Below are 14,971 nucleotides of genomic sequence, written 5' to 3'. Positions count from 1 at the left end.
ATAGATTTTAAATATATTATTTACTGTATATCGCTGCATTCCAGCGCTCTCTTTATCACAATAGGCCTTTATTTTTGAATAGGGACAAATTTCTATAAAGTGTAAGTTATTCGATTTTGAACATGCTCTAAACATATTGTATATTTAATTTGTTTAACATGCCTGAAATACATAAAAATGAAAATTAAACTAAATTATAGGTTTTACAGTCTCCTTGTTTTATTTCTGTTCTCAGTGCTGCATCTACCTGCCCAGGCTATTCGCGCCGATTACGATTATTTTATGAAGGAGTTTCAAAGACTTTTTAATGAAAAAAAATCAGAAGAGATTTACGGGCAATCGTCCCCCACTTATCAATCTAAAATTTCAAAAGAAAAGTTTTCGCTGGGAATGCGGAAGTTTGTGGCAAATGTGGGAATAATGCAACATTTTTCTTTTGTTGATTCGACTACCAACGGATATAATTATACCATTCAATTTGAAAACTCCGAACAATTATTTTCTGTTCTGCTCGATAATGAGAAACAGGTCCTAAGGATGAATTTTAAGGAAATACCATTTTTAATAGAAGATAAGAATTTCAAAGTGGGGAGCGATAATCCATTAAATGACTCCATAGATTTGCTGATGGAAAAATTCGTCAGGCCGTATATTCAAAAGGGTGCTACCGCAGGTATTATGTTAGCGGTAATTGATGGAAAGCGGCAAAGAAAATATAGCTATGGGACTATAGCTAAGACAAGCAAGGAACTTCCAGACGCTTCCAAAAGTATTTTTGAGATTGGGTCAGTTACAAAAATTTTTACCTCACTTTTATTGGCAAAAGAAGTAGTTGATGGCAATATGCAATTAGCGGATCCGATCAGTAAATATCTGCCCGATTCTATTCCTGGTTTAGCATGGCGTGGTCATCCGATTACACTTGTGCAATTATCAAATCATACCGCCGGATTTCCTCGGCTCCCGGATAATATTTTTACGACTAATGCCGTAATGGCAGATCCATATAGTCATTATAAGGTTGATTCACTCTTCCATTTTCTGAAAAAGTATAAAGTTTCTTCTCAGACCGGAATTAAGTTTTCTTATTCAAATTTAGGCGCGGGTGTATTAGGTGTAGCATTAGAAAGACATAACAACAAAAGTTTTGGACAATTGGTCATTGACAATATTTGCTTGCCCTTGGGAATGAAAAATACATCATTAGAAGATGCCGGGGTCGTACAAGGATACAATGAAAAAGGAAGGCCAACGTCGTATTGGCACTTGGAATCTTTGGCGGGATCTGGTGCCATAAGATCTACATTGGATGATATGATTATTTTTATGAAGGCACAGTTAGGTTCAAAAAGTAAACTGAAAAAAGCCATTCATTTGACTCATCAGATCACTTTTGCCGATGACAATCAAATTATGGCACTGGGCTGGCGTATTAAAAAAGCAGGAAGTAAGAAGATATTTCATCATTCTGGAGGTACAGGTGGATTTAGGTCCTTTGTTGCATTTGACGATAAAACCCAAAAAGCAATTATTATTCTGTCTAATGCCGCCTTGGATGTCACTACTGTCGGATTTTCAATATTTGAAAATTGTTTATAGCATAACTATGCCCAATATAAATACATAAGCACCTTTTTGTTTTATTCAAAAATCCGCAATAATAATCTTTTTCATTCCCATCATTTTTTTGAATGCGCCGGGTCTTTTGTTGAGTTCTTCCCAATTTTCAGGAGAAACCTGCCAGCTTAATCCGTATTTGTCTTTCAGCCATCCACAAACGCTCTCCTGTCCTCCATCCGATGTAAGTGCTTCCCAATAGTAGTCTATTTCAGTCTGGTCTTTGCAGGGGATCATCAGTGAGATAGCCTCGTTAAATTTGAATTCCGGTCCGGCATTGATCCCGATAAGACGCATTTCCAAAATCTCAAATTCTACGGTAAGCACTTTTCCAGCGAAATCCTTCTGGAAATCAGCCAGACCTTCGCTTTCTGAATTCGGGTAATAAGTAATATTGATTATTTTTCCATCTTTGAAAACCGATAGGTAGTATTCTGCGGCTTCCTTCGCGTTGCTGTCAAACCAAAGGTTTGGAATTATCTTTTGCATAGCTTTATATTTTTTGGTTATTTTTTTCTTTTTCAGCATAGTCTACAATTGATAATCCACTATTCCATTATATCTGAATTTTGATCATTTGTAGTCTTACAAATCTAACAGATTTGTTCTTCGATCGACTTTGCATAGGATAAGAAATAGAATTGCTTATCTAACGCATTGATGATAAGATTTGTTTAAAACTCATCATATTTCCAGTTAGAGGAATGGATAAATAAGAAACCTTTCTATTTCAATTTTTTAACAGCCTTATTTTCTACAAGCGACTTCATTTGGGTTACCGCTACTTTGTTCAGTTGTATAAGTCTTTCATTTTGTGGTAGGCCTTGTTGGATCAGCAACGCATTTATACTTTCCATGTTGCTTAGCACGACCAACTGTTCTATAATTGCGTAGTCTCGAATATTGCCCTTTTTGTCAGGATTAGTATCTCTCCATTGTTTGGCTGTCATACCAAATAGTGCGACATTCAGTATATCGGCTTCGCTGGCATAAACGGAATTCGCTTGTTGCTTGGTAATTTCTGAAGGAATGAGGTTTTCCTTTATAGCATCAGTGTGAATGTGATAATTTACTTTGGCTAGTGTCCTTTGTAAGTCCCAGTTCAATTTCAAACGATCATTTTCTTCGTCTTTTAGACGCTGAAATTCTTTGATTAAGTAAATTTTAAAATGGGGGCTAATCCACATGCCGAATTCAAAAGCTATATCAGGATGCGCATATGTCCCCCCATATCTTCCTGCGGTCGCTTTTAAGCCAATAGCATTTGTCTTCTCAACCCAATCTTTAACACTGATTTTATAACTGTTAAGTCCGGCCCTCTTTTTAATTATGGCGAATTCGCCATAATTAAAAAGAGGGTTATAAATGCTTTCCCAAATACCCAGATATTCAACTGTGTTTCTGTTTCGAAGCCAATCAGAAATGAAAAAGTCTCCATCTTTAGCTTTTAGCATATCAGTAAGTGAAATAAACTCTTTGCCATTGTCGAGGATGATTGTTATTTCCTTTCCCTATACATTAATCTTTTTATTCTTTGCCATACATTTAGATTTGATAGTTATTCTTTGTCAGTTTGAGAAAACTAGACGGAATAATTGGCTATTACAGTTTTATTTTACGCGAGTAAATATACTAAAAAAAGTAGTAATTAATGAGCCGATGTATATTAAGATTCAGAATAAAAACTTTAAGAAAACCTTAAAATATCTGACTTTTAGGCTGTTTATTACAAGATATTGAATACATCAAAACGGCACATGCTTGTTTATTAGTTACGTGATATTGAATAATTGATGTTGAATAATGAACATTCTTTATATTTATCAATAATATAGAAGCTAGTTCACAAATGAAAGCCTTACTGATTATAGATATGCAACTGGGCAGTTTTAGGCCCTATACACTACGATATGATGCCAAAGGTGTCATTGATCGGATAAACAGACTTTCCGAGGTATTTAGAAAGAACGGAGATTTGGTCATTTTCATACAGCATGATGGGACAAAGGAAAACTGTTTTCTGCCGGGGACAGAAGATTGGTCGTTATTACCAGAGCTGATCAGTGGGCCCGCAGACATATCTGTCTCTAAAACAGCCAATGATTCGTTTTATCAAACAGAACTTCAATCATTATTAACCAGTAACGGAGTGACCGAACTGATCTTAACCGGATGTGCTACTGATTTTTGTGTGGATGCTACCCTAAAATCATCTTTGACGAAGGACTATTCTATTACTGTAGTTGCTGATGGACACACCACCGCCGATAGACCCATGATCCTATCTCAACAAGTGATTCAGTATTTTAATTGGCTATGGTCAGAAATGACGCCAACACAAGGTATGATCAAAGTTGAATCTTGTCATGCTATTTTAGGGACTTATATATGAGTAGATATACAATATGTGGTACACAAAAGAAAGAAAAATATCATTTTTTATTGCTTTAGCCTATGTCAGTATAGGTACTTTATCTGTATGTTCGATTTATCCTGACGATCCGTTTTATAACGAATGGTTTCTCGTAGGGCTTGTATTTACATTTCCGGTAACGATTGTAAGTTTTGGATATCGTTATGCCGAAGGGGATCTACTTTATCCCGTGTTTATCATTCAGGCAATTATGTTTGTGCTTACTTTTTTTATCCTGAGTCATCTATTAAAGGTAAAAAACAAATTAAAAATAGCTATTGAAAATGAGAATGAAAAAATTTTGATAGAAAGTTTGGATTTAAGGCAAAAGCAGAAAATTGGTGCCGATGATTATGATCTTCTTGAGAAAGCCCTTATAGGCACTTGGCATAGTAGGCACGAGGACCTCGTCAGTTTAATTTGGTTAAAAGGATTGGTTGACGATAGGTTTGTAGACCCCATTTTAAATATCGCTTTAAACCAAGAAGTATACAGACGGTATGATGATGAGCTGGAGCCAACGTTACGAAAATGTGTTCACGCATTAAAAATCATCGATTCTGAGAAGGCTAATATGGCTTTAAAGAAATTACAGGATTTGAATAACGACAATGTGAATTTTGCACTTGATATGTAAGACTGAACATAACTCAGTATCAGTATAAGCTTGTAGAAAATAGCAGAGTCTTCATCAGTTTATACTGTTCGGTAAATTCGTTCATTTGTCAGATGTTTCGGTCGTCCTAAAATTGGCTATAATGTGGTCATTCCGTTTTCTTTATTGATAGTCTTCATCATTCCATATCAACAGTTCGCAGATTCTTTCAATATTTAAATTGTTGTCCCGATTTATCCTCTCCAGTCTTACTTCGAAATTTTCTAATTCCTGTTTTACAACTTCAATTGCTTGCTTTAGAGATGAGATTTCAAATGAAACCAATACATCTTTGGTGTGGGGGCAAAGTGTTCGTCAAACTCTTCTACGGTAAAATCAAGCGTAATTATGTTCGTGTCCACATTTACTTTTGGTTGCGGATGTCCTGCATAAAAGCCATCTTTTCCATTTGCAAGTTTTTCCCAATAAGGATATTTGTCTGGTGTTGGAATGCCCTGATTGTTATATCCAATTTCTATTACAGGTATTAATTCTAGTGCCATTGTGTGTCTATTGGATCTTGTGTTATAAACCGACCGAAACCTAGCCAAGGTTGCGAGTCTTTTTAAGTAAATATAATAAAAAGTAAAAGCAAACAGTTTTTGGCGGATAAAATAGGAGAGAATGTCAATGAACGCTATCTTTTTAAGCTATCCAAGTATAGTCGCGTTTTATCACCTTCCATTTTCCATTTATTCTTTCTAGGATAAAATCATAACCCTGACCGCAAAGTCCCCCACATACGTAGTCTAACGATACAAATGCCTTTTTGTGATCATGCGACAAGATGGGCAAGTGAAATGTATATCTTGACATAAATTGCTCTGTCGTTTCTGTCTTTTTATGGTATGCAACGTTATATTTCTTTTTGATTTGTATTGGAATAAATACAGTATCCCTTCCTTTGACCTGATTGAGATAGCCTGTAGAGTCTTGCTGGCTATGGCCTACTAAGCCCAGCAATTTCTGGATCCTCAGACCGTCAGGCATAAAGTTTTTGTCGTAGGCATTATATAGCGAGTCTTTTATGAACCATTGGTGAATATAGGCTATTGGTTTATTAGTTTTAGCCACTTCATTTGAAATGGAGTTATAGTCAATTATAGCATCCAAAATTTCAGCATAATCATCTTCAACAATTGCATAGTCGAATGCTTGTTTTTGGATTTTGACTGGTACCTGTTTTTGATCATTGCTTTGACAAGCTAAAGCAAGAAATAAAACGGGTATTAAAAAGCGTACTTTCATAAATCAATCCAATGGTTTAAAAGATGATGCCAAAATGATTTCTTTTCCATAGTACAATTTACTAAATTCATACATCAGGTTTTTATTTTTATGATACAGTATTTAACAGACGATCAAATCAGAACAAGGCTTAGACTGGGAAAATCTGTAGAGCAGTGGCTGGATGATGTCCACGAAGATGATTATACCATTCTTAAATGGTTAAGTATTGATAAGGAAAACGATGAAAGTTTTTCTGTCGCCTATTTTGAATGCTTTGATGAGGGGAATGAAGATTTCATGGATATCTATGCGTTTTCATTTATTGATCCTGATGAACCTTTTGGCGTAATTCATACTTTTCCTTCAATCGTTGATGCGTTAGAATTTGCCACATTCAGCTACAAAGCATCTTCTCATAGATATATTTCCACGGGAATGATTCAGGAAGAATATAGGGATTATATTAATCGATAATTTTATCATCGTATTCAAGATCTATTGATTTAAGGAGGGAAGAAAGTAAGGAAGTTGTTCCAATATAATAGTGATGAAAGACCAAGATTTATTTATTAAGGAATTGATAAATTTTGGTTCCTATATGACGAGACCGATATTTTTAGGATAACAGCTCTTATGAGAACTTTCTGATTTTTATGACTTATGAAAGCAAATGATGGATCTTAATGTCAATGCAAAAAAATGATAAAAAATAAATAGAGAAATGAACTGTGGTAAATTGTATTTTCATCTTGAAAGGAAAGAGAGTCCTTATGAAGAAGAGTTGCCTCCCAATGAAGTTTGGGGTATAATTCAACTATGCTATGAATCTGATAACAAGGTTGAATATATTCTAGACTGGCAGTGGGATATTGTTGAAATTGTAGAATGGTTTGATGAAGTTAAAGATTTATCGGCTGTCAAAAATATAGATGTCTTAAATGATGAAAATAAATCCATTGCTGAATTAGAGGCTCTCGGTTATGAACGTTCGTTTTTCTTCAATGAAGATGAAATTTTTTCCTATTACGATGAGTTGGACAAGTGCTTTTCATGTTTTAAGTTTCATTTGAGAGGTACACCTACTCCAATGTATTATATAGGTCTAAATAATGGCAAAGGGGAAATATCGTATTATTCTAGTGAACAAGAAGTATATAAACGTTACTGTTTCAGTATGGAAAAATTTCTAAACAATACTAATAAGATATTGATGGATTTTCGTCAAACTTAGTCGGCTCATAGTAAATTTTAATGAAAGAAGAACTCTAAATTATAACCCACCGTGCAGAAGGAAAGAAGTTGCGTATAGATTAGAAGGGCTCAGTTATAAGATAATTGAGCCCTTCTTCTTTTACTTCGAATCCTCAGGTTTGTGCTTTTACATTTTAAAAACCGGTTACTACTTATGCTGCCAGCATCTTCCTCCACCTACAACGACACGTTTGCAGTAACCGCCTGATTTGTTTTTAGCACCGCAGACGGAGGATGTAGGTTTGGTGCTGCCACCAGTATTTCCACCGTTGCCACTGTCTGTATTTTTGTAGGAACCGTAGACTCCAGATCCTCTTGAATTTTGGGTGTCATAGGTTATTGTTGTTTGGTTGTAGCCGACATTACCGAATACCGTCTCTTTATTTTTTAAGATATAGGCATTAATAGTCTGTTGAGAAGCTAACGAAGTCTTAATGGATAGTTTTAGCTCGAAGCTAATCTTCTGGTCGAATTTGTATTCCCATTTTCCTGTTGTATGCTTTACAGTTTTTGTACTGTTAGATTTATCGGTATATGTGATATCACAGCTTGTACATTCTACTTCGTAGCTGAATTCATCGGTAGGTTGTTCTACAATTGGTTCTTGACTTTTACTGCAGCCGTTCAGCGATAAGAACGAGACAGATAGCAATAAATACTTGGCTAGCGTTTTTCTTTTCAATAGATTTCTAAACATAATACAGATTTTGAATTTTGTGTTTGTTGAGTGTTCTGGCAAATCTAAGCGAGAATATACAGCTATTTTTACGGTTTCCCATAGTTTTAAAAATCGAATGGATTTATTGATGAATTGATTAAAAAATGCAATATTAGTAAGTATGAAAAATTTGATTTATATATTGTTTTCTTTGTTTTTGTCAAATACGGTGAAAGGGCAGGACTACGGTAGGAACCTGGGAGCTGTAAGTGTAACTTATAACCATCAAAGTGGTAAGACATTTAAATATTCGGATGAACAAGTTGAAGTGTCAATTCCTAAAGAAAGCATTTCCGAGTTAATAGTACAACTACGAAATGTAACGAACGTTCCATTGTATTTCAACTGGTCCGAAAGTTATTTTTTGATAAATGAAGAATGATCTCCATTAACGATAATGCTAAGGAGAGCGCTATAGCATTTGGATTAGCTATTAAGGAAGTAAACTCCTTACCTCCAAATAGTAAAATTGTCCCCTCCTCCAAAGTAGAATTAAGAATTGGTTCTAAGAAGGGTATGTTTTGGGATTATCGCGACGCTAACAATTATTTTAAGGAGCATGGAAAACCACGCGAAGATAGATTAGTGTTAGTTTTTGAAAACGGAGATAAGAAATTGGAAAAATCTATAGCAATACAAGTCTACACTGGAAAAATTATAAAACAGCTAAAGAAATAAGATATAATCAAAAATCATCATCTTCAAGAAACCTAGCAATCAGTGATTCCCTATCGTTGGCTAATAAATCTTTCGTTTTGTGTAGATCAAGATTTTCATTTATCGGTATCAATGCTTCTCTAAAGCTCTGATTCAACTTTCGAAAATCAACTCGATATTCAGAAAATTTAGTTGGAAGGTTTTCTCCGGAAATAAATATTGTGATATTACATTGAAAATTTGGATTTCTTAAGTGCCATACATTAATAGCTAAAGTTAATTTGAGAGATGGATTGAGCCCGAAACATAATAATTTCGTTGGGTTTGGTTGAACAAAGCTATCGTTGTTTTCTTCAAATATTCCACCCGTAGTATTTATATATAATTGAATATCTTTCCCTGGGATTGAAGGAGAAAAATTGAAGAGTTTGAAATCAAAATGTAAAATTAAGTCGCCGTCTTTTTCGATAAAATATAATGGTTTTAGGTATCCCTCAATGGTTGGAAATTTAACTTGATTAAACATTGATTCAACAAGATAATGGGGGGCCGGGAGAGACTGTCCGTCTATTCTTATAGGATATTGATCATTATATTGATGAGGTTTGTTTTGGCTTTCTTGTACTTCGAAGATGTATACATATTGATCATTTTCTTCTAATACGATTACATTGACGCCAACTGGCATATAAGAAATAGATCTAATGATTTTATTTACAAGCTGATCTTTTTCATTGTAAACTTTATTTGGCTGTAAATCACCTTGTGCTATTTTTACTTTCTTGTCGCCTTTTGTTACTTCGGATTCACGTGGCGACCCCCAAATTAAAATTCCACCTTCTGAATTTAGGAAAGAAGCGATGGCTCGAATTATCTTTTTATTGAGGATATCGTCAAATGATTTTGTATTATCCTGTCCACTCTTAAATTCTAGATTAATAGATTCTTCTTTTTCTTGCTGAAAAAAAGCTTGTACGTCTGAATAAGTAAGATCATTCAGAGATTTACCGAAGTAATATGAACAATAATCAGTCATAGTTATAATATTAGCTTAAATTACTTTATTTCCTTTTCCCATATTGCAATCCATACAAGCTGTAATAAGGTTTTCATATGTGTCTTTGCCACCATCTGAGTAAGCAGTTTTATGGTCTAAAGACAATTTTGCACCATCTTGCGGCGTTCGGCCACAATATTGACAAGTATAGTTGTCCCTTTGAAATATTTCGAACCTCAATGATTTCGATATCGGAGATCTCTTCCTTTGAGTAGTATTTTTCCTTCTATTATTAAAAATATAATAGTTAAATTCTGCACACTCGCTAAAATGACCATAAAATCTATTTTTAAATTTATTTGTGTTTCTATAATCGTCCCATTCTCCATCTGTACTTGCTGTATCAATAGCAAAGGGTAGTGCAAATTCACTCTCCAAGAGATTTACTTCGGGACACATATGTTGATAATAAATATGGATATTCGACTTCTTCCAAATGTTGACAGGACTTTGAAGCGGAATGGCCTTTTCTTCGAAATCTTCGGGGATAATACCTTCTTTTATTAATGTCGTTATTTCAGAATTATGGTAATTCAAATACTTGAAATCTGCATAAAAATAGATAGTTAAAGCCCTCCTCGTGCAATAATTTGTAATTGGACACCTCAATGTTTGGCATTTTGATGTTTTGCTTTTCAAAAAATATTCTTCTTTATTCATACTAGGGTATATCTTCTATATTGATGACTTTATTGCTTTTTCCAATATTACAATCCATACATGCTGTTATAAGATTTTCATAGGTATCCTTTCCACCATCAGAATATGGAATTTTGTGATCTAGAGATAACTTAGCACCGTCCTTTGGCGTTCTTCCGCAATACCGGCAGGTAAATTTATCCCTTTGGTAGATCTCAAATTTTAAAGTTTTGGAAATAGGAGACCGTTTTCTTTTGGTATTACTGGATTCTTCCTTCTTGTCATTACCGTCATAGTAAAAACTAAATATTGGATTCTTCCTTTGATCAAAAGTACCATAAGTATGTTTCCATTTTTCCCATAAGTCGGATCGACTTTCGCATCTCCTCAGAGTATCTTTGTATCCATTAAGAATTATCTTATTCCAATCATTGTCTGAAAAGTAGCCTTCCAGAAATTCAATTCCGAATCTGTCATTGATGCCCCAAGAGTCTAGTTGTTTATAATCAAAAGGTGATTCTAAAAAATCGGGTGGACTATCGGAATAAAAGGAATTACAAGCTTCTAGGTATTTATCGTGACAAGCCTGCCACTCTGACTCAAATTGATCGTAGTCATAATCCATAAAACTTTCAGGCTGCCTACAAAATAAGGGTAACGGAAAATCTTTATAATACTTTTCTACTAGATTTTGTATCTCTTGGAAAAGCATTGGATAGATTTGCTGTTCCATGATATCTCTTTTTTTGGGGACGAAATAATAAAGAGACGCCAGCCAAAAAATGATCTGCTGTTCGATTGTTTTAAAATTAGTGTTCTTAAACCAGTTGAAAAGGGGAGGTTTTACCGCTACCGCTAAAGAATAATAATAAGTAAAACTGAATTTTGCTTTATTTATTAAATCATAAAATCCTTTTATATTAGTAAACTCCTCAACGGAAGTGATATAAAACGATATGTAGTTTGAGTTAACCGCCGTTCTGATAGCTTTCACATCCGATACTCTTGAGAGGAATTCGCTTCTATTTATTCTTGCTTTTCTATGTATGTAAGGATCAATAATTACTATATAATCATTAATATCCTCTATATGATCGGTATACATTGTGTTATGCCTCGAGGTTTTTAGTTAATGCTAATAAGGTCGAAAATTCTGAATCTTTTAGAATATCAAGTTTATTGTTTGTTGCTAACAGCAGTGAACGACGACAAACCTCAATACGTCTGAGAAGAGGTAGTACAATGGAGTTACCATGCCTGATGTATTTTTTTATGTCTTCGTGATTGGTTGGTACTTTATAACCTTCTCTACTACTTGCAATCAATATGCCTTTATCTCGCAAGCTTCCCACTAAATTGACAAATTGTTCCTTACTAAGATTGGACTCCCTATTTACGTTTAGGTGTTTTATAAACTCCTGAGAAGTAGTATAATGTTTATAATGATTGGACTCATGATAGCGGATTAAAAGCTTTAGAAAGTTTATGGCATCTTGTTTCTGTTGGCTTTCGGCGGATTCGGTATCTAGATAATTGAATATGTTCCTTAGGCTTAATTCTACAATAATTTTATTGTATTCGTCACCAATGTCATTTCCTAAGTATTCGTTCGGTGAATAGACCTTTGGAAAATGATTAATACTGATTATTTTGTTTTCAATAAGTTCGAGAAAATGTTGTGATGCTTCACTTTTTTTATGTTCGTCAAAAATATAGCCCAATGTTCCAGCTATTAAATCTGCAACTTGAACACCTAACTCTTTATTACTGTCTTTAATATAAAATTCAGATCCTGAAAATAGATTGCGAATATGATTATTGGAGACGTATTTCTTGAATTCTAGCATGAATTCGTTACCACCATGTTCATCTACAATTAATTCAAGCTTTGGGAATGTTTTATAGAGTTCTTTATATAGAATACCGTTTAAATACTTGTAAAAGGATTTCTTGTATTTAAAGCCTTCACCATAAAGCTTTCTTTTATCCACAATGACGGCATAGACGTTGAATTTAAGCTTTATTATTTCTTCTAAGACTTTTGTTCTTCTTGTATGATTATCTTTAATTTTTGAAGATTTTATTTCTCCTTTTTGGAAGTGTTTCTTTCTAATACTATCGACACCGAAATAAAAATCTGATAGATCATCTTTGTTAACAATTACACTAGCAATAATGAAGTGCGTGCTTTCTGAAGAAAATTTAAATGAATTATTGCCGAATTCATCAGCAAATGCTATTACGTTCTTCATAAAATTTAAAGGCTCATTGATATGTTACTAAATATAATGAAAAATCAGATAATTTGTAATCGCCGATATTCATTATATAATAGCTACAGAATTATTTATTAATCTTAAATTTCTTGATTATAGCCTTATTTTCAATACGGTTTACCAATAATTTTAAAAATAATAATCGATTATGTTAATTGTATAGAAATATAATTGTTCTTAAGGTTTTTTTTGTGTTTTGTTAAATTTAAATAAATAATTTGTTTTTAGTAGTTGAATTGATTTTTTTGAACTGATGATGCTACAGATAAATTCTAAACATTCTCTTTTGTCATGCCTTTCTACGGTTACTATATTTACTAAGCGTTCTCTTAATGGATATTCCACACAATACAACACCACTAATCCGCTGCAAAATACTCCTTTATGGTGCAGGGATTTAGAAGTTTAATTATATTGCGATGGTCTTTTAAATCATTCCGAAAAGCTGTAAGATGAAAAATGAATAATTTTATGCTTTGCTATTAGCTCATATATTTATCTTTACAAACTGAAAAGATAAACATTCTCTATATGTATTAACCATATTAATGCCCATGAGCTTTAAATCTATTATTAACATATTTACTAAAGAAATAGTAACGAAACTTGGCGAACTTGAAAGCGAAAAAAGAAAGAAAAAAGAAGAGGATAGAAAGGAAAAGGAACTTAGACTTAAACAAGTCGCTGAAAGTAAGTTACAACCTACAAATCGTGTAGAAGTAAAGGATATGATGTTTTTTTCTTCTGAAAAAGAAGATAACCTATATTTTGTTGAAGATCTAAAGTTCAAAAGGTATTTATTCATTCGTGGTGTGGCGACAAACTTTTTATTTAAAAATATTGATTTTTCTCAAGCTATATTTGAAGGTTGTTATTTAAAGGATTGTCGCTTCATAAATTGTAAATTTGAAGGAGCAAAGTTTAACAATTGTAATCTTCAAGGATCTTATTTTCAATTATGTAATTTTGATTATGCAACCTTTGAAAAGACATTTGTGGATGAAGAAATATTTGAATGTGCTCCACAAAGAAATAATTTAAGATATAAATTTGCAAGGTCACTTAAATTGAATTATGCATCGATAGGTGATCATATGAAGGCTTCCACCGCGGTAAATATAGAACTTAAAGCGACGAAACTGCATTTATATGATACATGGAGTTTGAGTGATGATTATCATAGATCAAAATATGGAGGTATTAGAAGAAGATCTGTACAGTTTTGGAAATGGATTAAAGTTTGTGTTTTAGATTTCATTTGGGGGAATGGTGAAAGTTTATGGAGGTTAGTAAGATTTAATTTGTTTATATTTACCTTTCTTACAATATATGATATATTTAAAAATTCTATACGTGATTTTTTTGATATTTTGAATATTTTTATTGTAAAAGTTCCTAGTAATTATTTTGGTGTGACGATAAAAAATACGGAAGGGGGGGATAATTATTTTAGTTATTATCCTCAGCTGCTGGTTTTGTTTTTAATAATTTTGAGATTGGTTTCAATGGGACTTTTAATGTCTATAATTATCAAAAAATATAATAGACGATAAGTGATGAATATATATATATTTGGTTCTGTAGTTAGAGGAGAAATTGACAAGTATTCTGACATTGATTTAATATTAATTTCCGATGAATCACTAGTAGATATTGATGTTAATAAATATTCTATATATACAAGTGATAGGATTAAGGAGTTGTATAAAGAAGGAAATCCATTTGCATGGCATCTATATTACGAATCCAAATTGGTTTATTCTTCAGATGAAGATTTTTTAACGAATTTGGGAAGGCCAGAGAAATATATCAATTGTAAATCAGATCTTTTAAAATTTAAACAGCTATTTAATGACAGTGTCGATTCTATTAAAGAAAATGATTTTTCGATAGTGTTTGATTTATCAATGATTTTCTTAGCAATCAGAAATTTTGCGACTTGTTTTACGTTAGGTTGTTATGAAAGGCCAATTTTTAGTCGACGATCTTTTGAAAAATTATCTGATTTTCCTTTAATATTGGATGAAAGGATTACGGATCTTTTAATGATGTCGCGAATAAGTTCGACAAGGGGGGTGAATTATAATATTGATGACGAATACTTATCTTTGTTTAAAGAGAATATCGATAAGATAGATAAGTGGTTTAATCAAATTTTGAGTTATTATGAAAGCAGAATTTAATAATAGAGTCGATTTACAAAGAGAGGTTATTAAAAATGTTAATAAAAATCAATTGAAAATGCAACTTACTGGATTGTCTAGATCTGCTATTGAAAGTTGGTTTCTCAACAATAATATCTCAAATGAAGTGCTGAAAAGCTGTTTAATAGATATTTCAGAAAGACTTTTTTTTATTGCAAATAAAAGTCAAGATCAGATTACTGAAGAATACAGGGACTTGCAATTAAATTTAAGGAGTAAAATTGAAGAGTTAAAACATATTCGCTTAACTTAAA

General features: G+C 33.0%; 18 protein-coding genes. 9 read left to right on the top strand and 9 right to left on the bottom strand.

The genetic code is table 11. The features are described from left to right. Positions 1 to 177: 177 nt before the first annotated feature. Positions 178 to 1,599: a serine hydrolase gene (locus AAH582_RS18160; RefSeq protein WP_343319383.1), complete on the top strand. Its 1,422-nt coding sequence runs from the start codon at positions 178 to 180 to the stop codon at positions 1,597 to 1,599. Positions 1,600 to 1,644: 45 nt separating this feature from the next. Here the strand turns inward: AAH582_RS18160 and AAH582_RS18155 are convergent, their stop codons facing one another. Together AAH582_RS18155 and AAH582_RS18150 are read right to left on the bottom strand one after the other, a co-directional pair. Beyond that, on the bottom strand, positions 1,645 to 2,106 hold the full coding sequence (locus AAH582_RS18155) for a VOC family protein (protein ID WP_343319381.1): 462 nt from the start codon (positions 2,104 to 2,106) through the stop codon (positions 1,645 to 1,647). Positions 2,107 to 2,342: 236 nt separating this feature from the next. Next, positions 2,343 to 3,110: a KilA-N domain-containing protein gene (locus tag AAH582_RS18150; protein WP_343322367.1), complete on the bottom strand. Its 768-nt coding sequence runs from the start codon at positions 3,108 to 3,110 to the stop codon at positions 2,343 to 2,345. A gap of 356 nt (positions 3,111 to 3,466) precedes the next feature. Between AAH582_RS18150 and AAH582_RS18145 the strand changes: the two genes are divergently transcribed. Then, entirely contained in the window at positions 3,467 to 4,009 is a 543-nt protein-coding gene (locus AAH582_RS18145; RefSeq protein WP_343319379.1) for a cysteine hydrolase family protein, read from the top strand. A gap of 13 nt (positions 4,010 to 4,022) precedes the next feature. Next, positions 4,023 to 4,667, top strand: coding sequence for a hypothetical protein (locus tag AAH582_RS18140; RefSeq protein ID WP_343319377.1), 645 nt, complete (start codon positions 4,023 to 4,025; stop codon positions 4,665 to 4,667). A gap of 275 nt (positions 4,668 to 4,942) precedes the next feature. Here the strand turns inward: AAH582_RS18140 and AAH582_RS18135 are convergent, their stop codons facing one another. Further along, a complete protein-coding gene (locus AAH582_RS18135) occupies positions 4,943 to 5,188 on the bottom strand; it encodes a hypothetical protein (protein WP_343319375.1) in 246 nt (81 codons plus the stop codon). A 142-nt stretch (positions 5,189 to 5,330) separates the two neighbouring features. Further along, entirely contained in the window at positions 5,331 to 5,933 is a 603-nt protein-coding gene (locus tag AAH582_RS18130) for a hypothetical protein (RefSeq protein WP_343319373.1), read from the bottom strand. Between the two features lie 90 nt (positions 5,934 to 6,023). On the opposite strand from AAH582_RS18130, the gene AAH582_RS18125 reads away from it, so the two are divergent. Then, positions 6,024 to 6,389: a hypothetical protein gene (locus AAH582_RS18125; protein ID WP_343319371.1), complete on the top strand. Its 366-nt coding sequence runs from the start codon at positions 6,024 to 6,026 to the stop codon at positions 6,387 to 6,389. Positions 6,390 to 6,636: 247 nt separating this feature from the next. Then, on the top strand, positions 6,637 to 7,146 hold the full coding sequence (locus AAH582_RS18120) for a hypothetical protein (RefSeq protein WP_343319369.1): 510 nt from the start codon (positions 6,637 to 6,639) through the stop codon (positions 7,144 to 7,146). Positions 7,147 to 7,314: 168 nt separating this feature from the next. Here AAH582_RS18120 and AAH582_RS18115 read toward each other — a convergent pair whose 3' ends face one another. Then, positions 7,315 to 7,863 (bottom strand): hypothetical protein, encoded by a 549-nt coding sequence (locus AAH582_RS18115; protein WP_343319368.1) that lies wholly within the window; start codon positions 7,861 to 7,863, stop codon positions 7,315 to 7,317. Between the two features lie 399 nt (positions 7,864 to 8,262). Here AAH582_RS18115 and AAH582_RS18110 point away from each other — a divergent pair, with 399 nt between their 5' ends. After that, positions 8,263 to 8,562 (top strand): hypothetical protein, encoded by a 300-nt coding sequence (locus tag AAH582_RS18110; protein ID WP_343319366.1) that lies wholly within the window; start codon positions 8,263 to 8,265, stop codon positions 8,560 to 8,562. 7 nt (positions 8,563 to 8,569) lie between these two features. Here the strand turns inward: AAH582_RS18110 and AAH582_RS18105 are convergent, their stop codons facing one another. Genes AAH582_RS18105 through AAH582_RS18090 form a run of 4 tightly spaced genes read right to left on the bottom strand, consistent with a single transcriptional unit; the run spans position 8,570 to position 12,489 of the window. Further along, positions 8,570 to 9,577, bottom strand: coding sequence for an AlbA family DNA-binding domain-containing protein (locus tag AAH582_RS18105; protein ID WP_343319363.1), 1,008 nt, complete (start codon positions 9,575 to 9,577; stop codon positions 8,570 to 8,572). Positions 9,578 to 9,592: 15 nt separating this feature from the next. Further along, positions 9,593 to 10,258 (bottom strand): HNH endonuclease, encoded by a 666-nt coding sequence (locus AAH582_RS18100; protein ID WP_343319362.1) that lies wholly within the window; start codon positions 10,256 to 10,258, stop codon positions 9,593 to 9,595. Between the two features lies 1 nt (position 10,259). Beyond that, entirely contained in the window at positions 10,260 to 11,342 is a 1,083-nt protein-coding gene (locus AAH582_RS18095) for an HNH endonuclease (RefSeq protein WP_343319360.1), read from the bottom strand. A gap of 4 nt (positions 11,343 to 11,346) precedes the next feature. Continuing rightward, on the bottom strand, positions 11,347 to 12,489 hold the full coding sequence (locus AAH582_RS18090) for a DUF3800 domain-containing protein (protein ID WP_343319358.1): 1,143 nt from the start codon (positions 12,487 to 12,489) through the stop codon (positions 11,347 to 11,349). 578 nt (positions 12,490 to 13,067) lie between these two features. Between AAH582_RS18090 and AAH582_RS18085 the strand changes: the two genes are divergently transcribed. The 3 genes from AAH582_RS18085 to AAH582_RS18075 are packed head-to-tail and all read left to right on the top strand — an operon-like array spanning position 13,068 to position 14,970. Continuing rightward, positions 13,068 to 14,066, top strand: a complete 999-nt coding sequence (locus AAH582_RS18085) for a pentapeptide repeat-containing protein (protein ID WP_343319356.1) — start codon at positions 13,068 to 13,070, stop codon at positions 14,064 to 14,066. 3 nt (positions 14,067 to 14,069) lie between these two features. After that, entirely contained in the window at positions 14,070 to 14,696 is a 627-nt protein-coding gene (locus AAH582_RS18080; RefSeq protein WP_343319354.1) for a nucleotidyltransferase domain-containing protein, read from the top strand. Then, positions 14,680 to 14,970, top strand: coding sequence for a hypothetical protein (locus tag AAH582_RS18075; RefSeq protein ID WP_343319352.1), 291 nt, complete (start codon positions 14,680 to 14,682; stop codon positions 14,968 to 14,970). The genes AAH582_RS18080 and AAH582_RS18075 overlap by 17 nt, the downstream gene beginning before the upstream one ends. Position 14,971: the final 1 nt, after the last annotated feature.

The sequence above is a fragment of the Sphingobacterium multivorum genome (assembly GCF_039511225.1).
Taxonomy (GTDB): Bacteria; Bacteroidota; Bacteroidia; order Sphingobacteriales; family Sphingobacteriaceae; genus Sphingobacterium.
Note: the sequence above shows the minus strand (reverse complement) of the source record. Positions and strands in the feature narration are given on the sequence as shown.